Genomic DNA, 24,082 nt, shown 5'->3' with positions numbered 1-24,082 from the left:
GAAAAATATCGCCTGTTGGCCCGGGTCTCGTGATTCGGAGTTTGGTGGTTACGACCTTTGATAGTCGTCTTCAATCCGGATGATGTCGTCTTCCCCGAGATAGGAGCCGGTCTGGACCTCGATCAGTTCCAGCTGGATCTTGCCCGGATTCTCCATCCGGTGGACGGCGCCCATCGGGATGTAGATCGACTCGTTCTCGTGCACCGTCTTGACGGTCTCGTTGACCGTCACCTGCGCGGTGCCGCGGACCACGATCCAGTGCTCGGCGCGATGGTGGTGCTTCTGCAACGACAGCCGCCCGCCCGGCTTCACCACGATGCGCTTGACCTGATGGCGCTCGCCGTTGTCGACGGACTGGTAGCTGCCCCAGGGCCGGTGCACCTTGAGATGCTCCTCAGTGACCTTGGGCGCGACCGCCTTCAGCTTGGTGACGAGACGCTTCAGGCCGTTGGCATCCTTCTGGCGCGAGACCAGCACCGCATCCGCGGTTGCGACCACGACGAGATCGTCGACGCCTTCGAGCGCGACCAGCGCCTGGTCGGTAGTGACGTTGCAGTTGCGGGAATCCTCGAACACGGCGGTGCCGTGCGCGGCATTGCCCTGCGTGTCCTTCTCCGACAGCTCCCACACCGCGTGCCAGGAGCCGACGTCGGACCATCCGCACGACACCGGCACCACGGCCGCGCGCGAGGTCTTCTCCATCACGGCATAGTCGATCGAGATCGCCTTGGCCGCGCCGAATGCCTCCGGCTCCAGCGTGACGAAGCCGAGATCGCGGCCGGCATTGTTGACCGCATTGGTGATGGCCTCGACGCTTGCCGCATCGACCCTGCGATATTCGTCGAGCAGCACGCTCGCCGGGAACATGAAGTTGCCGCTGTTCCAGAAATAGCCGGAATTGACGTAGTCGGAGGCCTTCACCGCGTCCGGCTTCTCGACGAAGCGCGCCACCGCATGCACCTCGCCGGAGATCACCTCGCCCGGGTTGATGTAGCCGTATTCGGTCGCCGGCCGCTCCGGCTTGACGCCGAAGGTGACGATGCGCCCGGTGCTCGCGGCGTTAAGGCCCTCGCGGCAGGCGGCGACGAAGGCGGCATTGTCCTGCACCACGTGATCGGCGGCGAGCGCCAGCACGATGGCTTCACTGGCGCGGTTCTGCGCGAACACCGCGCCGGCCGCGATCGCCGGTCCGGAATCGCGGCGCATCGGCTCGAGGATCACGTCGGCCTCGATACCGATCTCGGCGAGCTGCTCCAGCACCATGAAGCGATAGGACGCGTTGGTGATGACGATCGGCCGGTCGAACAGCTGTGGATCTGAGACGCGCAGCAGCGTGTCCTGGAAGGTCGAGCGCGTGCCGAACAGCGGCAGGAACTGCTTGGGCCGCACCTCGCGCGAAGCCGGCCACAGCCGCGTGCCGGCGCCGCCGCACATGATCAGGGGGATTATGCGTTTGTCCATCGTCATCTCAAACCTTGAAGTAGTCCCGATACCAGGTGACAAAATTGTGGACCCCATGCTCGATCGGCGTTGACGGTGCAAAGCCGGTGTCGCGCATCAAATCCTCGACATCCGCGAACGTTTCCAGCACATCTCCCGGCTGCATCGGCAGCAATTCTTTGATCGCCGTCCGGCCCAGCTCCCGCTCCAGAAGACCGACGACGTGCATCAGTTCCTCCGGATGGTGATTGCCGACATTGTAGAGCTTAAACGGCGCATTTGCGGCAGAAGGATCCTCCGCCGGCACAAGATCGATCAGCCTGGATACGACACGGGTCACGTCATCGATATAGGTGAAGTCGCGACGCATCCTGCCGTGGTTGAAGAGCCGGATCGGCTTGCCGGCCATGATGGCGTTCACGAACAGAAACATGGCCATGTCGGGCCGTCCCCATGGCCCGTAGATGGTAAAGAAGCGCAGGCCCGTGACCGGCAGGCGATAGAGATGGCTGTAGGACTGCGCCATCACCTCGTTCGCCTTCTTGGTCGCGGCATAAAAGCTCACCGGATGATCGGTGCGGTCCGCAACCGCAAATGGCATTTTTGTGTTGGCGCCGTAAACGGAGGATGACGAGGCGTAGACGAGATGACGACAGCCGTTATTGCGGCAGCCCTCGAGCACGTTGAGAAATCCGACGAGATTGGACTCGGCGTAGGCGTGCGGCTGCTCGATCGAGTAGCGCACGCCGGCCTGCGCCGCCAGATGCACGACTTTGGCAAAACGATGTTGCGCAAACAGCGCGGCCATCGTCTCGCGGTCGGCGAGGTCGGCCTCGACGAAAGAGAAGCGGGGCTCGCCCCTGAGCAGCGCAAGTCGCGCCTTCTTCAGCGCCGGATCGTAATAAGTGTTGAGATTGTCGAGCCCGACGACGGACCGGCCTTCGCCCAGGAGCTGGCGGGCGACGTGAAAGCCGATGAAGCCGGCCGCGCCGGTAACCAAAATCGCCTGATCTGTCATCCTGTTCCCTGGGGATCCAAGCCGGCCCTGTTTAGCCGCCAGCTCGATCGGCTCGCAATAGGCCCGCAGCGCTTCATGAGGACTCCTCTCAGCGTCCTTAACGAGGGCAATTGAACGAGGGCTATTGCAAGATCGGCGCCAAAACCATACCAAAGCGGCCGAATTCGGCGCCTCGCGTCGGATTGCCTCAAATCTTCGCAAACCCTGTTCATGCGGGCGAAATGCGCCGAATCCTGCTTTCTGCGGCCAAAATCGTGACTTCCGCGGCGCTGCTCTATCTGGCGCTGCGCAAGGTCGATCTAACCGAACTGTTTTCGCGTTTCACCGCGACCAGCCTGCTCTGGATCGGCGTGGCCATCGCAATCACGTTTCTGCAGATCTTCGTCGGCGTGCTGCGCTGGCGCCAGATCAGTGCCGTCTGCGGCGCGCCGCTCGAGCTCGGCCGTGCCATGCGCTACAACGTGATCGGCTCCTTCTTCAACCAGACCCTGCCGTCGGCGATCGGCGGCGACGCGGTCCGGCTCTGGCTCGTCGCGCGCGCCGGCGCCGGCTGGCGTGCAGCCACCTACTCGATCTTCGTCGATCGCGCGATCGGCCTGATCGCGCTCGCGATTCTCATCGTCGCGAGCCTACCCTGGAGCTACACCCTCATCACCGATCCGCACGGGCGCTCGGCGCTGCTGCTCATCGACCTGCTGGCGCTCACCGGCGGCGTCGGCTTCCTGATCTTCGGCGCCCTGAAATGGCGGTGGCTCAAGACCTGGTGGGCCACACATCATCTTCACGCCTGCGCGGTGATCGCCAACCGCGTGATCTTCAGTCGCAGCCGCGGACCGGTGATCGCGATCCTGTCGATCCTCGTTCATGTGCTCGCCGTCGTCATCGCCTGGTGCGTGGTGCAGTCGATCGCGGCTCCGGTTCGCTTCAGCGACGTCTTTCTGCTCGTGCCGCCCGTGATGCTGATCACGATGATGCCGATCTCGATCGCCGGCTGGGGCGTGCGTGAGGCCACGATGGGCCTGGCGTTCGGCTTCGCCGGACTTGCCGCCAACGAGGGCGTCAACATCTCGCTGCTGTACGGCGCCGTGTTCTTCATCGTCGGCGCGGTCGGCGGCCTGGTCTGGATCCTCAGCGCGGAAAAGGCCGCGCAAGGGGCCGCTCCGATCGGGGTGCCGGAGTGAGCTCGACCACCGAAGCACTCGCCGGCGCGCCCGTGCTGCTTGCCGTTGCGATCGCCGCGCTGATCTCGGCGCTCGTCACCTGGACCAGCCGTCCCCTGCTCCAGCGCTACGCACTGGCGCGACCGAACGCGCGGTCCTCACATCGCATCCCGACCCCGCAGGGCGCAGGCATCGCGGTGATTGCCGCGACCCTGATCGTCGCCTCGCTTTGGGGCGCCTCGGCCAATGTCGCGATCCCGCCGGCGCTGGTCGCTGCGACGGTCGTGATCGCGCTGGTCGGCTTCGCCGACGACATCGTATCGCTGCCCGTGCTCGTGCGGCTGGTGCTGCAGGCGGCCTGCGTCGGCGCAGTGGTGTTCACCGCGCCGGAGACCGCACGCATCGTGCCGGCGCTGCCGCTTGCGCTCGAGCGCGGCCTCGTTCTGCTCGCCGGAGTCTGGTTCGTGAACCTCGTCAACTTCATGGACGGGCTCGACCTGATGACCGTGGCGGAAGTCGTGCCGGTCACCGCGGCGCTGCTGCTGCTCGGATGGCTCGGGGATCTCTCGTGGCCGGTCGGACTGCTCGCCGCCGCGCTGTGCGGCGCCATGCTCGGCTTTGCGCCGTTCAACCGTCCGGTCGCAAGGGTCTTCCTGGGCGATGTCGGCAGCCTGCCGATCGGCCTGTTGCTCGGCTGGTGCCTGCTGGAGCTCGCCTGGCACGGCCAACCCGCCGCGGCGCTGCTGCTGCCGGCCTATTACCTTGCGGATTCCACCATCACGCTGCTTCGGCGCATCGTCAGGCGCGAGCCGTTCTGGTCGGCGCACCGCACCCACTTCTATCAACGCGCAACCGACAACGGGTTCACGGTCCCGCGGGTGATCGGCGAGGTATTCGCGCTCAATCTCGTGCTGGCGTTGCTTGCCATCGTCACCGTTCGCGCCGGCTCGACGACGATCATTGTTGCGTCCTTGGTCGCCGGCGCGGTCGCCGTTGGTTTCGTGCTGCGACGCTTTTCCCGCACTCAGGCGTCCTGATCCGACAGCGCCAGCCGCACCCCCTCGTCGAGGGAGACCTGCGGCTGCCATCCGGTGGCGATCGCTTTCGAGATGTCGAGCTCGAGCGAGCCGATCAGCCCGTCCTGCATCTCCTGACGCCCCATCAAGCGGAGGACCATGCCGAGCAGGTTCGGCGGGACGCTGAACAGCCGGGCAGTCCTGCCGGAGGCGCGCGCCAGGCACGCGATGAATTCAGGCGTCGAGACCCGCTCCCGGTCGGCCAGCAGGAAGATCTCGAAATTGCTCACCGCGTCAGGATGGCGCAGCCGATGCAGGATGAATGACGACAGGTTCTGCACGGCAAGAAAGTTGCGGCGATTGCGGATCGCCGCAAAGGGCAGCGGCAGCCCCAGCCTGACCGCGCGCGCCAGCAGCGGGAAATTGCCCTTGGCATGCGCGCCGTAGATCAGCGGCGGCCTGATCACCGAGATCTTCATGTCGACGTCGCGGGCCAGCGTGCTCAAGCCCGCCTCGGCCGCGGCCTTGGATGTGCCGTAGAGGCCACGCGGCGTCGGCAAATCGCTTTCGCTGAACGGCGCGCGGCCGTCATTGCTGCGGCCGTGCACCAGAACGGTGCTGATGAAGATGAAATGACGCACGCCGGCCGTTGCTGCGTGGCGTGCCAGGCGCAGCGTGCCCTCGACATTGACCTTGCGGTGGAGTTCGGCCGCGTGCTCGTCGTTCTTATAATGCACGCGTGCGGCGAGATGGATGACGGCGTCGACGCCTTCAAGCGCCGCCTGCCAATCGGTTTCGGGGCCGATCGAGTCGATCACGACCTCGTCGTCCGCCCCTTGCGAGCTGCGCACCGCGCGGCGGACCGACCAGCCCTCGCGTGTCAATGCGGGCACGACGTGACGACCGACGAAGCCACTCGCTCCCGTTACCAGCGCGACCGGCTTTGTCTCACTCATCGTTGCTCCGACAGAACAGCGCGCAACCCATCGACCGGCATGGTCAGGCCGCCGTCGACCCGAATTCGGGCACCGCATCCTTCAGGATGGTCCTGATGGTGGCGCGGTCCTCGCGCGCGACGGCCTGCTCCAGCGCGCTGATCCATTTGCGCAGCGTCTGCATCGGCGGCTCGTTCGGCTGCGCGGCCATGATGCCGGCAATGCCGATCTCGCGGGTCGGCTCCTCGGAGGCGAACAGGATCTCATACAGGCGTTCGCCCGGCCGCATGCCCGTGAACACGATCTCGATGTCGTAGCCGGGCTGCAGTCCGGAGAGACGGATCATGCGCTCGGCGAGATCGACGATCTTCACCGGCTGGCCCATATTGAGCACGTAGACCGAGACGTCGGGACGCTGCGCGCCGAGCGCGTGCGTGGCCGCGGTGATGACGAGATCGCAGGCCTCGCGGATGGTCATGAAGTAGCGGACCATGTCGGGATGCGTCACCGTCACGGGGCCGCCGGCCTCGATCTGGGCCTTGAACTTCGGCACCACCGAGCCGTTCGACGCCAGCACGTTGCCGAACCGGACCGAGATCAATCGCATCTTCGGCCTGCCACTGCCGCTGGCTGCAGCGAGATCGCGATCGAGCGCCTGGCAGTACATCTCGGCGAAACGCTTGGTCAGACCGAGCATCGACACCGGCTCGATCGCCTTGTCAGTCGAGATCATCACCATGGCTTCGGCGCCGGCGCTGTGCGCGGCATCGGCGACATTGATCGAGCCGAAGATATTGGTCTTGACGCCCTCGCTCCAGTCGCGCTCGAGGATCGGCACGTGCTTGAGCGCGGCGGCATGGAACACGATGTCCGGCTTGAACTCGGCCATCAGGCGCATGATGCGCTCGCGATCGCGAATGTCGGCGATCCGCCCCTCGATCTCGGCTGCCGCACCCCGCGCAGCGAGCCGTTCCGTGATCGCGTAGAGCGCCGGCTCGGAGTTTTCGACGATCAGGAGCCGCGCGGCGCCGAAGGCGACGACGCGCTCGCAGATCTCGGAACCGATCGAGCCGCCGCCGCCGGTGACGATCACCGCCTTGCCGCTGATCAGGGCCTCCAGGCGCTCATAGTCGATCGCCTCGCTCGGCCGCAGCAGGAGATCTTCGACCGCGACGGCGGTGAGCCGCGGCGTATCGCCACTCTCAAGCGAGGGCATCCGGTTGACGATCACACCCAACTTGCGTGCACGCATCAGGACCGATTCCGGATGCGCCTCCGGCTCGAACGCCGACGGCGTCATCACGAGGCGGGCGATCGGCTTGTTGCGTTTGGCGAAGTCCGCAATGACGTCCTCGACATCGTCGATGCCGCCCAGCACCGGCAGGTTGCGGATGAACTGGCCCCGGTCCGCAAACGACGGCGATAAGACGCCGACCGGCCAGATGCGCTTGATTGCCCCGCTCTCGATGCCGCGCAGAAGCACCTCCGCGTCCGCGGCGCGGCCGATCAGCAGCGTCGGTGCCGCCTCCCCGGTCCGCGCATGACGCCGCACCCGCGTATAACGGAAATAGCGATAGGTCATGCGCAGCGCGCTGAGGAAGGCGATCTCCAGGAACCAGTAGAGAATGATCGTCACCTTGCCGAGGAAGAAGGCGCCGCGAACGTTGGGGGCAACGAAGATGTAGTCGAGCACGAGCAGCGCAACCGTCAGCACGGTCGCCGCGCGAATGATGTTCAGCGCGTCAGGCAGCGAGATGAAGCGCCATTTCGTCGTGGTCAGGTTCAAGACGAAGAACACGACCACGCTGAAGGCCAGAAAATAGGGCAGGATCTGGAACAGCAGCGGCAGACGGTCGAAGAAGTCGTCGCCGCCCTCGAATCGCACGTAAAAGGCGGCAAAAAGCGCCGCCGTCGTCGCCAGCAAATCGTGGAGCGCGATCAGGAAATTGCGCGAGGTGAGATGCGAGAGACGCGTCATCCGCCGACCGATGAAAATCCAGTTAGATGCAACCTGTCCGCGCTGATAGCCCATCTGGACCAGACTTGCCAGCCGCGCGGCCGCTCAGGAACCGGCTTCCCCCATCTTCGCCCGGCCCCGTTGCGCCCGGATCACCATGCCGCCGGCCACGCCGACGCCGATGACGTACATCCAGCCCTCATGGAAGTCGAACAGATGGGAGTTGAACAGCGAGGTGAAGACGTTCTGCACCACCACCAGGAGCCCGATCCAGTTGGCGAGCCCGTCGCCGCGAAACAACAGCAGATGCAGGATCCAGATCGCGTAGAGAATGAGGATGCCGATCGCGCCCCATTGCACGGCAACGTTGAGTGTCTGGTTATGGGGATTGCCGATCACCTCGGCCGACGCCCGGTTCTGACCGGCGGGCGCCGCGGCGCGTTCGAACAATCCGCGCGTCGAGCCGGTGCCGTGTCCCATGATCGGCGCCTCCGCCAAGAAGCTCAGCGACTTCCGCCAGAATTCGAGCCGCAGGCCTATGGAGGTCGCCTCGCCCCTTTCGACATAACGCGCGTAGTCGTTGGTAAACCGCTCGGCAGTATGGCGCAGTTGCGGGGAGGCCTGCCAGGCCAGAACGGCGCCGGCGAGCAGGGCGGCGGAGATGATCGCGATGCTGCGCCATTTGAGGTGGAGCAGCGCGAACACGCCGAGCATGATCGGAATGGTGACGAGCGCGGTACGCGACACCACCACGAAGGTCATGTTGACGAAGAAGCTCAGCGCCAGCGCCGTCAGCAGTCCGGCGAGCCAGTAGCGCTTCTCGCGCAGCAATGTCACGATTGGATAGGCCAGCGCGACCGCGCAAAGCGCGAATTCCTGGCTCTGGTCGATGTAGTTCTTGACGAAGACGCCCCGCTCGGGCGGATCGGTCTTGAGCGCGAGGTTCGGGTAGAAGGCGACCAGCCAGGACATCACCGACAACAAGGCGCAGGACACCAGAAAGGCGATGAAGATCCAGTGCCCGCGCGGCGATCGCTCGAAATGATAGAGCAGCAGCGGCAGCATGAGCAGCTTCACGGTCGGATTGACCGCATAGAAGCGCGCGCCCCAGGTCGCGTCCGACCAGAGTGTTCCCACCAGCGCCAGCAGCACCAGTGCGATCGGGGCCGCACAGATCGGACGCTTCAAGGACTCCAGGAACGCGCGGACGTCGAGGAACGGCACCATGCAGAGCAGCATCAGCGCGTTGAAGATTCCCGCAAGCGAGGTCGACCAGGGCAGCGAGGCTGCGGTCAGGACCGCGAAGATATCGACGGTCTCGCGCCAGGCGGCCGGGCTGCGCAGGCGGCGAAGCAACATTTCGCCGGTCGTCTCGCGTGCGAGCACCGTCACTTGCCCCCTCCCCGGGCGCGATGCACCAGCGCCGTCGTGCTGAAGCCCTGGAGGATGTCGACCAGCACGACCACCCCGCCCGCTTGCTCGACGACCTCGTGGCCCACCACCTGCTCGCGGGTGTAGTCGCCGCCCTTCACCAGCACGCCGGGCTTGATCCGCCTGATCAGGTCGATCGGCGTGTCTTCCTCGAAGATGACGATGAGATCGACGGCCTCCAGCGCGGCGAGCACCTCGGCTCGCGCGCGCTCGTCCTGGACCGGCCGCTCCGCGCCCTTGAGCCGCCGCACCGAGGCGTCGCTGTTGAGGCCCACGATCAGGCGGTCGCAGGCGGCGCGCGCCGCAGTCAGCACCTTGACGTGGCCGGGATGCAGGATGTCGAAACAGCCGTTGGTGAAGCCGACGCGCTGGCCCTGCCTCCTCCATTCGGCGAGCTGGGCGTCGAGCGCGGCCGGATCGAGCACGATCTTCTCCTCGGCCGCGAGACTGGCATGCGGCAGGATCTTCCGGCGCAGCTCGGCCGCGCTTACGCTGGCGGTGCCCTGCTTGCCGACGGCGACGGCGGCCGCGGCGTTGGCCATGCGCAATGCCGTGTCCCAGTCCGCGCCGGCCGCAAGCGACACCGCGAGCGCGGCGGCGACGGTGTCACCGGCACCGGAGACGTCGCGCACTTTCACCGGGAACGCCGGAACGTGAACAGCCTCGCCGCCGCGCGGCACCAGCGTCATGCCGTGCTCGCCCTGGGTGACCAGAATCGCCTCGCAATCGGCGAGCCGCATCACGTCCTCGCTGGCATCGACGATGCTCTGCGGCGTGTCGGCGCGGCTGCGCGTCGCTTCCGAAAATTCCTTGCGGTTGGGCGTGAGCAGCGTGGCGCCGCGATAGATCGCCCAGTTCAGGCTCTTCGGATCGACGATCACTGGCTTGCCGAGCTTTCGCGCGGCGTCGATGGTGTGGCGGATGACGCGCGCCGTCAGCACGCCCTTGGCGTAGTCCGAAAGCAGCACGAGATCGGCGCGCGCGATCTGCGGCAGGATCGCCTCGATCAGCTTGGTCTCGACCTCATCGGATACAGGCGCCGCCTGCTCCCAATCCGCGCGCAGCATGTGCGTGGAAAAATGTTCGGAGACGAAGCGGACTTTTCGCGTGGTCGGGCGCGAGGGATCGCACACCAGCACGCTTTCGATTGCAGCGAGCTCGTCCAGCGCCGTCTTGAGCCGGACGCCGGCATCGTCCTCGCCGACGAGGCCGACGAAGATGCAGCGCGCGCCGAGCGAGGCGACGTTGCGCGCGACGTTGCCGGCGCCGCCGATATGGATCTCGCTGCGCTGGGCCGTGATGACAGGCGTCGGCGCCTCCGGCGAAATCCGCGACACCTCGCCATAGACGAACTCGTCCAGCATGATATCGCCGATGCACAGCACCGTGCGGCCTGAGATGGCTTGCGCGAGAGCGTCGAAATCGAGAATGGGCGTCGGCATGGTCAAAGAGCCTCAGCGGAAGCGGTCGGGCCGGTCGAGGTAATCCCCGACATAGGCCTTCACCGCGTCCTCGAGCGTCGTGAAGCCGCCGTTATAGCCGGCGCGGTGGAGCCGATCGACCTCGCTCTGGGTGAAATACTGATAGGCCGAGCGGATCTGCTCAGGCATGTCGATATATTCGATGTTGGGCCTGGTGCCGAGCGCCGCATAGGCAGCCAGCATCAGGTCCCTGAAGCTGCGCGCCTTGCCGGTTCCGACGTTGAACAGTCCGGACACTGACGGCGTCGCCAAGAGCCACATGACGACACGCACGACGTCGTCGACATAGATGAAATCGCGGCGCTGATCGCCGTCGGCGATGCCCTCGCGATGCGATTTGAACAATTGCACGACGCGGCCGGCCTTGACGTCGTCGAACCGGCGCGCCAGCACGCTCATCATCGAGCCCTTGTGGTATTCGTTGGGGCCGAACACGTTGAAGAACTTCAGGCCCACACATTGCGGCGGGAGCGGATCGCCATTTGCCACGCGCCCGGCGACCGCAAGATCGAACATGTGCTTGCTCCAGCCGTAGAGATTCATCGGCCGAAGTTTCTTCAATGCGGGGATCGAGGCGTCGTCGTCGAAACCTCTTTCGCCGTCGCCATAAGTCGCCGCCGAGGAGGCATAGATGAAGGGCACCGCGCTTGCCGTGCACCAGTCGAGAAGGCGCATCGACAGACGGAAATTGGTCTCGAACACGAGGTCGCCGTCGGTCGCGGTGGTCGCGGAAATCGCCCCGAGATGGACGACACCATCGAGCTTGCGGCCTTTCAGCCAGTCCATCAGCTCGGCGGGCGGAACGATATCCACAAGCTGGCGCTTGGCGAGGTTCCGCCACTTGCCCTCGGTGCCGAGCAGATCGCAAACCACGACGTCGCCGCGGCCCGCGTCATTGAGCGCGGCCACGACATTCGACCCGATAAAACCGGCCCCGCCGGTCACCAGCAACATTCCGAAATCCCTGCCCGATTTTTTGCGGTCCGGTCCTGCCGTAGCGCATGAGCCGCTAAAGTGTAAGCGGTTTTGGGATTGAGCGGTTTGTCGGCTTTACCTGCCGGCCGGGAGCGGCTACCGAACCGCCAAATCATTGCGGCCCCTTCAACGAATGAACCAAAATTCACAACTTAGTGGAGATCCAGACCGGAGCGATACCCGCCCGATTCTGATCATTCCCTACATGTGGATCGGCGATTTCGTCCGGAATCACACCGTCGTACGGGTTCTGAAGGAACGCTGGCCAAACCGGCCGGTCGATCTCCTCACCACCCCGCTCTGCGCTCCCCTGATCGATTACATGCCCGGCGTGCGCGAGGGGATCGTCTGGGACCTGCCTCGAGGCCGGCTTGCCGTGGGCCGTCAACTGGCCTTGGCGCAGCTGCTGCGTGAGCGGAACTATGGCACCGCCCTGGTGCTGCCGCGCACCTGGAAGGCCGCCATCGCGCCTGCCCTGGCCGGTATTCCTGAGCGGGTTGGCTTCGTCGGCGAGTTCCGGTTCGGCCTGATCAACCGCTGGCGCTGGGGCGAAAGGAAGCTGCCCCGCTTCATCGACAAGAACGCCGCCCTGGCCCAGCCCGACCGGGCCCCCCTGCCTCCGGAATGGCCGGTGCCGCAATTGCGGGTCCCGGCCGAGGACATCGTCCGCTGGCGGCAGGCCAACGGCCTCGGCGCCGGAGCTGCGGTAGCGCTCGCTCCCGGCTCCGTGGGCGTCTCAAAGCGCTGGACGTACTATCCCGAGGCCGCCCGCCTGTTGGCCGAGCGCGGGCTGGAAGTCTGGGTGGTCGGCGGCCCCGCGGAAAAGGGCCTCGCCCAGGAGATCGTGGCGGCAGGCGGCTCTGGCGTGCGGGACCTCACCGGCAACGATTTGCGCAACGGCGTGCTGGCCATGGCGGCCGCCGGCGTCGCCGTCTCCAACGATTCCGGCCTGATGCACATCGCGGCCGCCCTGGGCACGCCCACCATGGGCATCTTCGGCCCGACCAGCCCCTATCTCTGGGCCCCCCTCAACGGCCTCGCCGAAACCGTGGTGCAGGACAAGGAGGCGCTGTCCTGCCAGCCCTGCCAAAGCACGATCTGCAAGATGAATGATCACAGATGCATGCGGAATATCGCGGCGAGCGATGTGGTGGCGATTGCGCAGCGGGTGTTGAGCGAGGCTGGGGCGCGGGCGACGACGTGAGCTTGGCAAGACCTGTGCCGATGATGACATCGTGCCGGTGTTTTGCCCGACGTGTCAACCAGCTTCGCGAAATCCGCAAAGCTGCGCAGGCGCCAAGTCGTTGATTTCGCTGGCCTCGGCTACTGTGCATGGGGTTGTTTTCGCGGTTTTGGTTTGTGGGCCCGAGAGCGGCACGTCAGAGCAGCGGGCGATAGACCTCGCCGATCCGCGCCGCTTCGGCATCGAGACTGAACTTTGCGAGCACCCGCGCCCGCCCCCGCTCGCCCATCGCTGCCGCAGCGGCCACATCGCACATCAGCGGCTCCAGCGCTGCAGCGAGCGCGTCGGCATCTCCCGCCGGGACCAGCACGCCGCTCACACCATCCTCCACCACGAGCTCGGCCGCGCCGGCACGGGCGGCGACGAGCGCGCTGCCCGCCGCCATCGCCTCGATCAGCGTCAGGCCAAAGCCTTCGTTGCGTGAGGTGAAGGCGTAGATCGTCAGCCGCTGGTACCAGCGCTGCACTGCTTCGATCGGCAGCTCGCCGGTGACGATGATGCGCGATTGCAGGCCGGCGGCCTCGATGCGCTTGTTCAGATCGTTCGCAAAGGGCGTCTGCTCGGCCGTGACCTGACCGACGATGACGGCGGTGAAATCCGGATAGCGCGGCAACAGGCGGCACATCGCATCGACGAAGACGTCGGTGCCCTTCTGCGCACGCACGCGGCCGAAGCAGCCGATGGCGTAGCGGCCCGGCAGACCGCTTTCGGCGAAAGCCGCAGCGCGATCGGTCGGCGGCGCGTAAACGTCGGTGTCGACGCCGTGCGGGATCACCGTCGCCTTCACCTTCAGGAACGAGGCCGAGATGTCACTCGTCGCGATGATCGCGTCCATGCGCCGGATCAGCCAGCGCGTGATCCAGCTATGATGCCGCTGCGCCGCCGAGGTGAACACGAGCCTCAAGGGCCAGCCGAGCGCGCGCAGCACGACGCCGGCGATCATCTCGTTGTTGCGCCGCGCATGCCAGATCAGCGGCGCGTTGCGGCGCCACAGCTTGAGAAAACCGGCAACGCCCAGGCGCGCAATCCCCGCCGGAGCGTCGGAGCCGAACCAGGCGGCGCGATACAGCTTCGCCAGCCGTGGCGCCACCATCCGGTTGGTCGCGGTGACCCCGGAATAGCGCCTGTGCAGATTTGGCACGATCACTTCGAGATCGCCGGGGGAATCGGCCACGTCACGCTCCATTTGACCGGCCCCCTATACGCAACATTAAGCATAGTGACCAGTTCGGCCGCGCCGATACCCCCTCTTCACCACGCAGACGTTAGCTTGCAGCGTTGATCGAAGACGGGTGAGATCATGACCGTGCTAGTCACCGGCGGCGCCGGCTATATCGGAAGTCACACGGTGCTCGCGCTGGCGGAAGCCGGCGAGGACGTCGTGGTGATCGACGATCTCTCGACCGGTTTCTCCGCCTACCTGCCCGAGGGCGTGCCGCTGTTCATCGGCGATGCCGGCGACGAGAACCTGCTCGAGGGCGTGATCGCCCAGCACGACATCGAGAGCATCATCCATTTCGCCGGCTCCGTCGTCGTCCCGGACTCGATGCGCGATCCGCTCGGCTATTACCGCAACAATTTCATGACCGCGCGCAACCTGCTGAATGTGGCGGTCAAGCGCGGCATCAATCGCTTCATCTTCTCCTCGACCGCCGCCGTCTATGGCGATCCGGACCAGGTCCCGGTGCCCGAGCACGCGCCGACGCGGCCGCTGTCGCCCTATGGCTCGTCGAAGCTGATGACCGAGATCATGCTGCACGACGTCGCCGCCGCCTACGGCATGCAATACGTGACGCTGCGCTATTTCAACGTCGCCGGCGCCGATCCGCACGCCCGCATCGGCCTCGCCACCGTCGGCGCCACGCATCTGCTCAAGATCGCGGTGGAAGCCGCGACCGGCCAGCGCGCCAAGATCGACGTGTTCGGCACCGACTATCCGACCCCCGACGGCAGCTGCATTCGCGACTTCATCCACGTCACGGACCTCTCGCAGGCGCATCGTTCGGCCCTCGCATATCTGCGCAATGGCGGTGCCTCGACGACGCTGAATTGCGGCTACGGCCGCGGCTATTCGGTGCTGGAGACCATCGACGCCGTGCGACGCGTGTCGGGCCGCAGCTTTGCCGTGCAATACGCGCCGCGCCGGCCGGGCGACATCATGACCATGGTCGCCGACACCAGCCGCATCCGCGGACTGTTGGACTGGAAGCCGCAATACGAGGACCTCGAGACCATCGCGGCCCACGCTCTGGCATGGGAGGACAAGCTGTTCCGCGAGCGCCATGGCGAGCTTCGCCACGCCGCCTCGGCCTAGAATCATCCCAAGCGCAAGCCCTTAATTGGGCTTGAAAAACCCCGCTTGAGCGGGCACAGAGGCCCATCGATCCCTGACGCGCGGGCAGGCTTTGTCCTGCGCCGTCAATGGACACCGGATGGCCCAGTTTCCAAAGAAAATCACCGACGATCCCTATGCGGCAATGGCCCTGGTGCGCCGCCTGGTCACGGAACAGGGGATCGTCTACTGGCGGCGCTACCTCGCTGCTTTCGCGCTGATGGCGGTGGCCGCGGGCGCGACCGCGTGCGCGACCTACGTGCTCGGCCAGGTCATCAACCAGGCCTATGTCGACAAGAACATCCCCGGCATCGCGATGTTCTCGGGGCTCACGGTGATCCTGCTCTTCATCAAGGGCGTGGCGACCTACGGCCACATGGTGATCCTGACCAAGATCTCGAACGCGATCCTTGCCACCAACCAGCGCCAGCTCTTCGCAAAACTGATGCGCGAGGGCGTCGGCTTCTTCTCCGAGCGCCATTCCTCCGAATTCCTGGCGCGGCTGACGGCCGGCGCCAAGTCGATCACCGACGTGCTCAACATGCTGGTCAACGCCATCGGCCGCGACCTGTTGATGCTGCTCGCCATGATCGGCGTGATGGTGTGGCAGGATCCGCTGATGTCGTTCATCGGCCTCGTCGTGGTGCCGCCGGCGATGCTGGTCCTGCGCAAGCTGGTGAAGCGCATCAAAGGCCTCGCCTACAACCAGTTCACCGGCACCGCCGACATCATGGAGACGATGCAGGAATCGCTGCAGGGCATCCGCACGGTCAAGGCGTTCACGCTGGAAGAGACCATGCAGAAGCGCATCGACGAGAACATCGCGATCGTCGAGCGCAACGCCAACAAGATGGCGCGCGTCGCCAACCGCTCCAACCCGCTGATGGAGATGCTCGGCGGCTTCGCGGTCGCCGGCTGCCTGATGTACGGCGGCTACAGCGTGGTCGCGCTCAACGCCACGCCCGGCGCGTTCTTCTCCTTCATGACAGCGTTCCTGATGGCGACCGAGCCGGCCAAGCGGCTGGCGCGGCTCAACATCGATCTGAACAGCCAGCTGGTCGGCGCCCGCATGCTGCTCGAAGTCGTCGACAGCCCTGCCAGCGAGCGCTCCGACGACGACAAGCCGGCGTTGAAGCTCACCGACGCGCGGATCGAGCTGCGCGACGTCAGCTTCGCCTACCGCACCGGCGAGACCGTGCTCAACCGCATGAGCTTCGTCGCCGAACCCGGCAAGGTCACCGCGCTGGTCGGCCCCTCCGGCGGCGGCAAATCGACCGTGCTGGCGCTGCTGCTGCGCTTCCATGAGGTGACGCAGGGCGACATCGTGATCGACGGCCAGTCGATCGGCGCGGTCTCGCGCAAATCGCTGCGCTCGCAGACCGCCTATGTCGGACAGGACGTCTATCTGTTCCGCGACACCATCCGGAACAACATCGCCTTCGGCAAGCCGGGCGCGAGCGAGGACGAGATCATCGAGGCGGCGAAGGCGGCCTGCGCGCATGATTTCATCATGGGCTTCCCGCTCGGCTACGACACCCCGGTCGGCGAGCACGGCACGCAGCTGTCCGGCGGCCAGCGCCAACGCATTGCGGTGGCGCGCGCGCTGATCAAGAACGCGCCGGTCATCCTCTTGGACGAGGCCACGGCGGCGCTCGATTCGGAGTCCGAGCGGCAGGTGCAGGAGGCGATTGAGCATCTCTGCCAAAACCGCACCACCATCGTGATCGCCCACCGTCTGCACACCATCATGCACGCAGATAGCATCCTGGTGGTCGAGGGTGGCGAGATCGTCGAGCAGGGCCGGCATGACGAGTTGCTCCGCCGCGGCGGCCGCTACGCCTCGTTCTTCCGCCTGCAACACCACCACGACGTCGCCCTGGCGCCGATCAGCGCAACCGCATAGAGTTCGTTCCACCTCAAGAGCAGCGAGACCGCTTCATGAACGCCGCCTCCTACGTCATCCCGCTTCCGCCCCAGGCTTCGCTTCCCGTCGTCGGGGAAAGCGGCCGATATCCGGTTCGCCGTATCTGGTGCGTCGGCCGCAACTATCTCGAGCACATCCGCGAGATGGGCAATGACGAGCGCGCCCCGCCGTTCTTCTTCGCCAAGCACGCCGACATGCTGGTGCCCGACGGCGCCACCATTCCCTATCCGCCGCTGACCAAGGACCTGCATCACGAGGTCGAGCTGATCGTCGCGATGAAGAGCGGCGGCCTCAACATCCCCGCCGACAAGGCGCTGGACCACGTTTACGGCTACGCCGTCGGCATCGACCTCACCCGCCGCGACCTCCAGCTCGCCTCGCGCAAGAAGGAGCGTCCCTGGGAGATCGGCAAGTCGTTCGACTATTCGGCGCCCTGCTCCGCGATTCAGCCGGCCTCGAAGATCGGCCATCCCGCCAAAGGCAAGATCTGGCTCACGGTTAACGGCAAGGAAGCGCAGAAGGGCGACCTCACCGAGCTGATCTGGAACGTGCCCGAGATCATCTGGCAGCTCTCGCAGCAGGTAAAGCTCGCCGCCGGCGACATCATCATGACCGGTACCCCGGCCGGCGTGTCCCAGCTCCAACCCGGCGACAAGCTCGAATGCGGCGTCGACGGTGTCGGCACGCTGAAGGTGAGCATCGGCCAGCCGGAATAGGCTGGAATCCTAGGGGGATTGACGAAAGCGTAATCCACCACCGTCTTTGCTGCGGCAAGATGGTGGATTACGCTTCGCCAATCCCCCTACAGGCTACCAGGCCTTCACCGGCCGATTGGCGTGGCTTGTCTGCGGCACACCGCGATTGAGCGACATGTGCGAATGCACACACAGCCAGCCGTCGCCATGTCTTGAAAACACCATCGTCGCTCGGCCGGGCCGCGCAAATGGGCTGCCATCTTGATGATAGCCCGTGCTCGTCCACGGCGCGATCACCGTTGCCATCGTGCCGTCGGACGATGCCAGGATTGAGGTCTGATCGAGCACGAAACGGAAGTCGGTCGTTTTCGGCCAGACATTGTCCCATTGCGTCGAGACCCACTGATCGAGGCCGGGGATGACATCGTTATGGGTACCGAAGGCCAGCACCTCCGGATGGAAGAGCGGCCGCGCCGAGGCGTAGTCGACGTCCCGGACATGGCCCGCGAAGGTTTCCAGCCAATCGCGGAAGAACTGCATGATCTCGGCATTCGCGGTCGGCAAGGAGGCCATCGCCAGCTCCACATTCGGCAACTCAATCGCGGCAACGTTTGTTGCCATGGCGCGGACTATCCAGCAAGATTTGAAACCCGAGATCACCTCGATCACGATAAAGGTAGCGTCGCAGCCGGGTCCGATGCTTCGGCATCGGCTGGCTCGATTTGATGGAGCCAAATTCATGAGCCGCCTGCTTCTGCTTGCCGCCTCTCTCCTCCTCACCAGCAGCGCCGCCGGCGCCCAATCCAGCCGCCCCTATGCCGGCCTCGAAGGGCGCCCCATCAAGGCGCTGTCACAGCAGCAGATCGACGATCTTCGCGCCGGACGCGGTATGGGCCTGGCTCTTGCTGCGGAGCTCAATGGATATCCCGGTCCCAGCCACGTACTCGAGCTCGGCGATAGCCTCGACTTGACGGCCGATCAACGCGTCGAGGTCCGGCGACTGTTCGATGCCATGAAACAGGAAACCGTTCCGCTGGGTCACAAGCTCGTCGAACAAGAGCGAGCGCTGGAAGACCTTTTCTCTTCCCGTGCGGTCACGTCGGAAACGCTCAAGACGAGCATTGGGGCCATTGCCGAAACGCAGGGGCAGCTCCGCGAGAGCCATCTCAAATATCATCTATCGACCGCTGCCTTGCTCAATCACAGCCAGATGCAGCGGTATGCAGAGTTACGGGGCTACCAGCGTCCCGATAGCTCCCGTCCCGATAGCTCCACAGGGCACAAGCACCATCGCTAGCCGATGCCGACCGGGATCGGCCGATCGTGGCAGGGCGGGACGAAAGCACCCCACATACCGGCATGACGCAAGGGCGAACCAAGCTTCGCCGATCCGCCCCACGCGTCGCTTCAATTCAGTGCCGAATACACGATGAGACCGAGAACCAGCGCCGTCAGAGAGTATTTCAGCGTGTAGTAGACGTTGCGGTTCCACTCCTTGACCTTGCGGCTGGCGAGATGGACCTCGTAGAGCTTGCCGAACACCTTGTTGAGCACGCCGACATTCTCACCGTCGACGTTCTGGGTCGCCGACGCCTTGACGATGTGATGGCTGACCCAGCGGTTGATTGCGGTCATGAAGCCGAACTTCATCGGGCGCTCGACGTCGCAGAACAGGATGATGCGGTTGACGTCGGTCGCGTTCTCGGCGCTGTGGATGAAGGTCTCGTCGAACATGAAGGCCTCGCCGTCGCGCCAGACGCATTCGACGCCATCGACCAGGATCCGGCACTTGTTCGAGTTCGGCGTGACCAGGCCGAGGTGATAGCGCAGCGAGCCCGCGAAGGGATCCCGATGCGCGCCCAGCTTGCCGCCCGGCGGCAACATCGCGAACATCGCGCCGTGCACGCTCGGGATCGACTTGAGCAGCTCAACCGTCTTCGGGCACAGCGTATTCGCCGAGGGCAGGAAGTCGTCATACCATTTCAGGTAAAACCGTTTCCAGCCGCTCTTGAAGAACGAGTAGAATCCCCAATCGTTATTCTTCGCCGCCGCGCGGATAAAACCTTCGTCGAACAGGCGCACGGCCTCGTCGCGGATGGTCTCCCAGTTCTCGCTCAGCGGCTTCAGCTCCGGAAATTGCTCGACCGAGATCACCGGCCTGTTCGGCACTGCCGAGCCCGCATACATCAGCACATTGTAAGGTGCCAGATAGGTGGAGTGATCGCCGAGCTGGCGCGCAAAGCGCAGCCGCTGCTTGCCGCGGAAGTGAACGTAAATCGTCGAGGCCGCCAGCACATAAAGAATGACAAGTTGCGGCGCAAAAAGCTGTTTCAACATCTCCCCGTTCCCCAGTGAACCCAGCCGGGGACGTCATCTACTCCGGGCGAACGGGCGCGACAAGATACTCACCGCTGGGTTGCGTTCACACTGGAGAGAGCAGACGAGGGGACCTGGCGGCGGTCAATCGCGCCCAAATCATGCCCTGGACAGAGCCTGGAGACCCTTGAAGGTCAGGCGCTTGGGATCGGTGACGCCGGCCAGATAGAGACGGCGGATGAAGGCGATGACAGCGTCGCGGTCGCAATCGGTCAGCGCGACGACGGCATCGACGGCGATTCTCTGGGCTTCCATTGGGCTCACCTCGGCCTTGCGAGTAACCCCGGCCGAGACAGGCTAGGACTCATCCGTTAAATCGGCGTTAACCGCTTTGGAACCCTCGCCGATTCAGCCGGGCCGCCGTATACGCAAAACAACGCATTGCGGGGGCGCGAAGCAGCTCAACGCGCCTTGATGCTCTTCTTCAGCAGCGCAAACTGCTTCTTCAGCCGGGGCACCGCGAAGTCGGTGAAGGCCCGCACCTTCGGCACCGAGAGCCGGCCCTGCGGGCAGATCAAATGCGCGGGCATCTCCGGGTCCTCCTCGCTTGCCAGTACAATCTCCAGCTCGCCGCGGGCGACCTGCTCGGCCACCTGATAGGAATACATCCGCGCGACGCCGCGCCCAGCGACCGCGGAGGCCACCGCCGCATAGGTGCTGTTGACGACAAGCCGAGGCGTGAACTGAACCGTGCGCGGCACTGACGCGCCGGCCTGCGGCGCAAAGGTCCAGGAATTGGGAAGGTGCGCCATCGCCACGATCTGATGCCTGGCGAGATCGCCGGGCTCGGTAATGCGTGGATTCTGCTTGAGATAGCGTGGCGCTGCCACGACGACGCGGCTGATCTCGCCGACCCGCATCGCGATCATCGCTGAATCCGCGAGGGGACCGATACGAAGCGCGATATCGATGCCCTCCTCGATCAGGCTGACCGCGCGATCGAACAACAGCAGCTTGGCCGACACGGTCGGATAAGCATCGAGGAACGCATCGAGGATCGGCCGCAAGACCATCTCCCCGGAGACCACGGGAGCCGTGATCGTGAGCAGGCCGCGCGGCGCCATGCGTGGTCCAGCCGCGATGTCGTCGGCTTCCTGGAGCTCGGCGAGCACACGGCGGCAGATCGCGGCATAGCGTTCCCCCTCCTCGCTCAGCTTGATCGCGCGTGTCGTCCGGTGCAGCAGCTCGGCGCCGACGCGTTCTTCCAGAAACGCGATGGCCCGGCTCACCGCTGCCGGCGAGCGGCCGAGCTTGCGCCCGGCGGCAGCCAAGCTGCCCTCGTCCACCGCCAGGACGAACACTTTCATCGCATCCAGACGATCCATTCCCTTCCCATCGCCCCCTGAGCTTCCGCTCGCAGGCTAGGCGCTCGCCGCAAGCTCGACAACTACCGTCGGGCCGCCGACCCCGCATTCGTTCGCGCGGCGAAAGAGTGTCTGCCGGACAGCGGATCTTCGCGACCGGCCCGCCGCAGCGTACCTCAGCACGCAAGCCAGCCGCTGCTGGCGCAGGTTCTCAGAGCAAACAACAGGAGCCCATCATGGGTATCGAGCAGAAGGTCGCCATCGTCACCGGTGCATCACAGGGCATCGGCGCCGCCCTGGTTAAGGGTTTTCGCGATCGCAATTATCGCGTCGTCGCCACAGCCCGCTCCATCAGGCCGTCGGGCGACGATGACATCCTCTCCGTTCCCGGCGACATCGCCGACCGGGCCACTGCCGAGCGCGTGGTCTCCCAGGCCGTCGCCCACTTCGGCCGTGTCGACACGCTGGTCAACAATGCCGGCATCTTCGTCGCAAAGCCGTTCACCCAGTACACGGCCGAAGACTATGCGGCGGTGATGGGCACCAACGTCGCGGGCTTCTTCAACATCACCCAGCTCGCCATCGCCGAGATGGAGAAGCAGGGGTCCGGCCATGTCGTCCAGATCACGACCACGCTGGTCGATCAGGCCAATTCAAACGTTCCATCGGTGCTGGCCTCGCTTAGCAAGGGCGGCCTCAACGCCGCGACCAGGTCGCTCGCGATCGAATACGCCAAGCGCGGCATCCGTGTGAACGCGGTGTCGCCCGGCGTCATCAAGTCGCCGATGCACCCGATCGCGACGCATGCGCAACTCGGTGCGCTGCACCCGATCGGTCACATGGGCGAGACGTCCGACATCGTCGATGCGGTGCTCTATCTCGAGGGGGCCTCCTTCGTGACCGGCGAGATCCTGCATGTGGACGGCGGGCAGAGCGCCGGCCATTGAGACGAGGAGAAGCACGATGCCGATCGTCACCATTCAAGTGACCCGCGAGGGAACGACGCCGGGAGCGGCGTCGCTCACGGCGGAGGAGAAGGCCGCACTGATCAAGGGTTCGAGCCAGCTCCTGCTCGACGTGCTCGGCAAGCCGCTCGAGTCCACCTTCGTCGTGATCGAGGAAGTCGACACCGCCAGTTGGGGCTGGGGCGGCCTGCCGGTGCAGGAATTCCGACGCCGCCGCGCCGCCCAGACAGGATGATCCGCCCGTCATTGCGCGTAGGAGGTCGACAGGACCGGCGCAGACACGGAGCAGGACGTCGTGAGCCGGCCGAAACCGCATTGATTGCGGAGGCGCCGTCAGGAATAGCGCATCACACCGTCATCGATCCGGCCAAAGCGCAGGGAGACGATGTCGAGCGCGTAGTTCTGGTGCAGCCGCCACGGCCGCTTCGAGCCCTGCTTCGGCATCTTGGCCACCGAGCGCTGCACATAGCCCGATGTGAAATCCAGCGACGGCTGCGCTGTGATCGTCGAATCGTCGTTGTGCGGCACGCATTGACGGAAATTGTGCCGGTCCATGTAGTTGATGAGACGGCAGACATATTCGCAGGTGAGATCGCATTTCAGCGTCCAGGACGCGTTGGTGTAACCGAAAGCCGAGGCCATATTGGGCACGTCGGCATACATCATGCCCTTGTAGGTCAGCGTATTGGCAAAATCGACGGCGCGACCGTCGACACTGACCTCGAGGCCGCCGACGACCTGGAGCACCAATCCGGTCGCCGTCACGATGATGTCGGCCGCAAGCTCGCTTCCGTCCTTCAGGCGGATGCCGTCATGCGTGAAGGTGTCGATCTCGTTGGTAACGACGCTGGCGCGCTGCTCGCGGATCGCCTTGAAGAGGTCGCCGTCCGGCACCAGGCACAGCCGCTGGTCCCAGGGATTGTAGCGCGGGGTGAAGTGGGTTGCGACGTCGTAGTCGGGGCCGAGCGCCATTCGCACGCCCTTGAGAATGAGGTCCTTGACCTTCGCAGGCTTGCGCCGGCTGAGCTGGAAGAAGAACATCCCCCACATCACGTTGCGCCAGCGGATCAAATGATAGGCCAGCTGCGCCGGCAGATTGCGGCGCAACTTGTTGGCGAGGGGATCCTGCGCCGGCCGCGATACCACATAGGTCGGCGAGCGCTGCAGCATGGTGACCTGCGCCGCCTTCTTGGCGAGCTCCGGCACCAGCGTGACCGCGGTCGCGCCCGAGCCGATCACGACGATGCGTTTTCCCGCATAGTCGATGTCCTCGGTCCATTTCTGCGGATGCACGATGCGGCCGGCGAAATCCGCAGCGCCCTTGAACTCCGGCGTGTAGCCCGCCTCGTATTTGTAATAGCCCGAGCACATGAAGAGGAAATTGCAGCTAAAGCGAACCAGCTCGCTCGCGCCCTCCCCCGTGATGCGCTCGGCCTCGACGGTCCAGCGTGCCTCGCTCGTCGACCAAGAGGCGCGCTTGACGCGATGGCGGAAGCGGATGTGTTTGACGATGCCGTTCTCGCTGGCTGTTTCGCGCACATAGTTCAGGATTTGCGGCCCGTCGGCGATCGCCTTCGGGTCGGTCCATGGTTTGAACGAATAGCCGAGCGTGAACATGTCGCTGTCGGAGCGGATGCCGGGATAGCGGAACAGGTCCCAGGTGCCGCCGATGCAATCGCGCCCCTCCAGGATGACGTAGCTCTTGGTCGGACACCTGGTCTGCAAATGATAGCCCGCGCCGATGCCCGATAGTCCGGCACCGACGATGAGGACGTCGAAATGTTCTTTCGCTTCCGTCATGGCGCTCTCCCTCGCCGCAGCATGGCAGGG

22 protein-coding genes are annotated in these 24,082 nt (G+C 65.0%); 9 read left to right on the top strand and 13 right to left on the bottom strand.

Going from position 1 to position 24,082, the window contains the following annotated elements; genetic code table 11:
- Positions 1 to 48: 48 nt before the first annotated feature.
- Both D6B98_RS05025 and D6B98_RS05020 read right to left on the bottom strand, forming a co-directional pair.
- Positions 49 to 1,461, bottom strand: a complete 1,413-nt coding sequence (locus D6B98_RS05025) for a mannose-1-phosphate guanylyltransferase/mannose-6-phosphate isomerase (RefSeq protein ID WP_164718388.1) — start codon at positions 1,459 to 1,461, stop codon at positions 49 to 51.
- A 7-nt stretch (positions 1,462 to 1,468) separates the two neighbouring features.
- Positions 1,469 to 2,458 carry an NAD-dependent epimerase gene (locus D6B98_RS05020; protein ID WP_126255782.1) on the bottom strand — a complete coding sequence of 330 codons (990 nt, stop codon included), beginning with the start codon at positions 2,456 to 2,458 and terminating at the stop codon, positions 1,469 to 1,471.
- 221 nt (positions 2,459 to 2,679) lie between these two features.
- Here D6B98_RS05020 and D6B98_RS05015 point away from each other — a divergent pair, with 221 nt between their 5' ends.
- Together D6B98_RS05015 and D6B98_RS05010 are read left to right on the top strand one after the other, a co-directional pair.
- Positions 2,680 to 3,639 (top strand): lysylphosphatidylglycerol synthase transmembrane domain-containing protein, encoded by a 960-nt coding sequence (locus D6B98_RS05015; RefSeq protein ID WP_126255781.1) that lies wholly within the window; start codon positions 2,680 to 2,682, stop codon positions 3,637 to 3,639.
- Complete coding sequence (locus D6B98_RS05010; protein WP_126255780.1) at positions 3,636 to 4,655, top strand: MraY family glycosyltransferase; 1,020 nt, start codon at positions 3,636 to 3,638, stop codon at positions 4,653 to 4,655. Before D6B98_RS05015 ends, D6B98_RS05010 begins: the two co-directional genes overlap by 4 nt.
- Here the strand turns inward: D6B98_RS05010 and D6B98_RS05005 are convergent.
- The 5 genes from D6B98_RS05005 to rfaD form a co-directional block, all read right to left on the bottom strand.
- Positions 4,643 to 5,590: an NAD-dependent epimerase/dehydratase family protein gene (locus tag D6B98_RS05005; protein WP_126255779.1), complete on the bottom strand. Its 948-nt coding sequence runs from the start codon at positions 5,588 to 5,590 to the stop codon at positions 4,643 to 4,645. The two genes, D6B98_RS05010 and D6B98_RS05005, sit on opposite strands and share 13 nt — an antisense overlap.
- A gap of 43 nt (positions 5,591 to 5,633) precedes the next feature.
- Positions 5,634 to 7,547 carry a nucleoside-diphosphate sugar epimerase/dehydratase gene (locus D6B98_RS05000; RefSeq protein WP_164718387.1) on the bottom strand — a complete coding sequence of 638 codons (1,914 nt, stop codon included), beginning with the start codon at positions 7,545 to 7,547 and terminating at the stop codon, positions 5,634 to 5,636.
- Positions 7,548 to 7,631: 84 nt separating this feature from the next.
- Positions 7,632 to 8,918, bottom strand: coding sequence for an O-antigen ligase family protein (locus D6B98_RS04995; protein WP_126255777.1), 1,287 nt, complete (start codon positions 8,916 to 8,918; stop codon positions 7,632 to 7,634).
- Positions 8,915 to 10,399 (bottom strand): D-glycero-beta-D-manno-heptose-7-phosphate kinase, encoded by a 1,485-nt coding sequence (gene rfaE1, locus D6B98_RS04990; RefSeq protein ID WP_126255776.1) that lies wholly within the window; start codon positions 10,397 to 10,399, stop codon positions 8,915 to 8,917. Before rfaE1 ends, D6B98_RS04995 begins: the two co-directional genes overlap by 4 nt.
- A 12-nt stretch (positions 10,400 to 10,411) precedes the next feature.
- Positions 10,412 to 11,392, bottom strand: a complete 981-nt coding sequence (gene rfaD / locus D6B98_RS04985; RefSeq protein ID WP_126255775.1) for an ADP-glyceromanno-heptose 6-epimerase — start codon at positions 11,390 to 11,392, stop codon at positions 10,412 to 10,414.
- 154 nt (positions 11,393 to 11,546) lie between these two features.
- Here rfaD and waaF point away from each other — a divergent pair, with 154 nt between their 5' ends.
- A complete protein-coding gene (waaF, locus tag D6B98_RS04980) occupies positions 11,547 to 12,617 on the top strand; it encodes a lipopolysaccharide heptosyltransferase II (RefSeq protein WP_126255774.1) in 1,071 nt (356 codons plus the stop codon).
- 175 nt (positions 12,618 to 12,792) lie between these two features.
- On the opposite strand, the gene D6B98_RS04975 is transcribed toward waaF, so the two are convergent.
- Positions 12,793 to 13,830, bottom strand: coding sequence for a glycosyltransferase family 4 protein (locus tag D6B98_RS04975; protein ID WP_126255773.1), 1,038 nt, complete (start codon positions 13,828 to 13,830; stop codon positions 12,793 to 12,795).
- 126 nt (positions 13,831 to 13,956) lie between these two features.
- On the opposite strand from D6B98_RS04975, the gene galE reads away from it, so the two are divergent.
- The 3 genes from galE to D6B98_RS04960 all read left to right on the top strand — a co-directional run bounded on the left by galE (position 13,957) and on the right by D6B98_RS04960 (position 17,628).
- A complete protein-coding gene (galE, locus tag D6B98_RS04970) occupies positions 13,957 to 14,970 on the top strand; it encodes a UDP-glucose 4-epimerase GalE (RefSeq protein ID WP_126255772.1) in 1,014 nt (337 codons plus the stop codon).
- A gap of 118 nt (positions 14,971 to 15,088) precedes the next feature.
- Positions 15,089 to 16,891, top strand: coding sequence for an ABC transporter ATP-binding protein (locus D6B98_RS04965; protein WP_126255771.1), 1,803 nt, complete (start codon positions 15,089 to 15,091; stop codon positions 16,889 to 16,891).
- 35 nt (positions 16,892 to 16,926) lie between these two features.
- Positions 16,927 to 17,628, top strand: a complete 702-nt coding sequence (locus D6B98_RS04960) for a fumarylacetoacetate hydrolase family protein (RefSeq protein WP_126255770.1) — start codon at positions 16,927 to 16,929, stop codon at positions 17,626 to 17,628.
- Between the two features lie 93 nt (positions 17,629 to 17,721).
- Here the strand turns inward: D6B98_RS04960 and D6B98_RS04955 are convergent, their stop codons facing one another.
- Entirely contained in the window at positions 17,722 to 18,180 is a 459-nt protein-coding gene (locus D6B98_RS04955) for a YybH family protein (RefSeq protein WP_164718414.1), read from the bottom strand.
- A 166-nt stretch (positions 18,181 to 18,346) separates the two neighbouring features.
- Between D6B98_RS04955 and D6B98_RS04950 the strand changes: the two genes are divergently transcribed.
- Complete coding sequence (locus D6B98_RS04950) at positions 18,347 to 18,904, top strand: Spy/CpxP family protein refolding chaperone (RefSeq protein ID WP_126255769.1); 558 nt, start codon at positions 18,347 to 18,349, stop codon at positions 18,902 to 18,904.
- A 110-nt stretch (positions 18,905 to 19,014) separates the two neighbouring features.
- On the opposite strand, the gene D6B98_RS04945 is transcribed toward D6B98_RS04950, so the two are convergent.
- The 3 genes from D6B98_RS04945 to D6B98_RS04940 form a co-directional block, all read right to left on the bottom strand.
- On the bottom strand, positions 19,015 to 19,944 hold the full coding sequence (locus D6B98_RS04945) for an aspartyl/asparaginyl beta-hydroxylase domain-containing protein (protein ID WP_126255768.1): 930 nt from the start codon (positions 19,942 to 19,944) through the stop codon (positions 19,015 to 19,017).
- A 138-nt stretch (positions 19,945 to 20,082) separates the two neighbouring features.
- Complete coding sequence (locus D6B98_RS39710) at positions 20,083 to 20,238, bottom strand: hypothetical protein (protein WP_007612486.1); 156 nt, start codon at positions 20,236 to 20,238, stop codon at positions 20,083 to 20,085.
- A 146-nt stretch (positions 20,239 to 20,384) separates the two neighbouring features.
- Positions 20,385 to 21,308, bottom strand: a complete 924-nt coding sequence (locus D6B98_RS04940) for a LysR family transcriptional regulator (protein ID WP_126255767.1) — start codon at positions 21,306 to 21,308, stop codon at positions 20,385 to 20,387.
- Positions 21,309 to 21,523: 215 nt separating this feature from the next.
- Between D6B98_RS04940 and D6B98_RS04935 the strand changes: the two genes are divergently transcribed.
- Together D6B98_RS04935 and D6B98_RS04930 are read left to right on the top strand one after the other, a co-directional pair.
- Positions 21,524 to 22,234, top strand: coding sequence for an SDR family NAD(P)-dependent oxidoreductase (locus tag D6B98_RS04935; protein ID WP_126255766.1), 711 nt, complete (start codon positions 21,524 to 21,526; stop codon positions 22,232 to 22,234).
- A gap of 16 nt (positions 22,235 to 22,250) precedes the next feature.
- Complete coding sequence (locus D6B98_RS04930; protein ID WP_205680450.1) at positions 22,251 to 22,487, top strand: tautomerase family protein; 237 nt, start codon at positions 22,251 to 22,253, stop codon at positions 22,485 to 22,487.
- 98 nt (positions 22,488 to 22,585) lie between these two features.
- On the opposite strand, the gene D6B98_RS04925 is transcribed toward D6B98_RS04930, so the two are convergent.
- Positions 22,586 to 24,052, bottom strand: a complete 1,467-nt coding sequence (locus tag D6B98_RS04925; RefSeq protein ID WP_126255764.1) for a flavin-containing monooxygenase — start codon at positions 24,050 to 24,052, stop codon at positions 22,586 to 22,588.
- Positions 24,053 to 24,082 lie beyond the last annotated feature (30 nt).

The organism is Bradyrhizobium sp. LVM 105, assembly GCF_003957705.1.
Lineage (GTDB): Bacteria > Pseudomonadota > Alphaproteobacteria > Rhizobiales > Xanthobacteraceae > Bradyrhizobium > Bradyrhizobium frederickii.
Note: the sequence above shows the minus strand (reverse complement) of the source record. Positions and strands in the feature narration are given on the sequence as shown.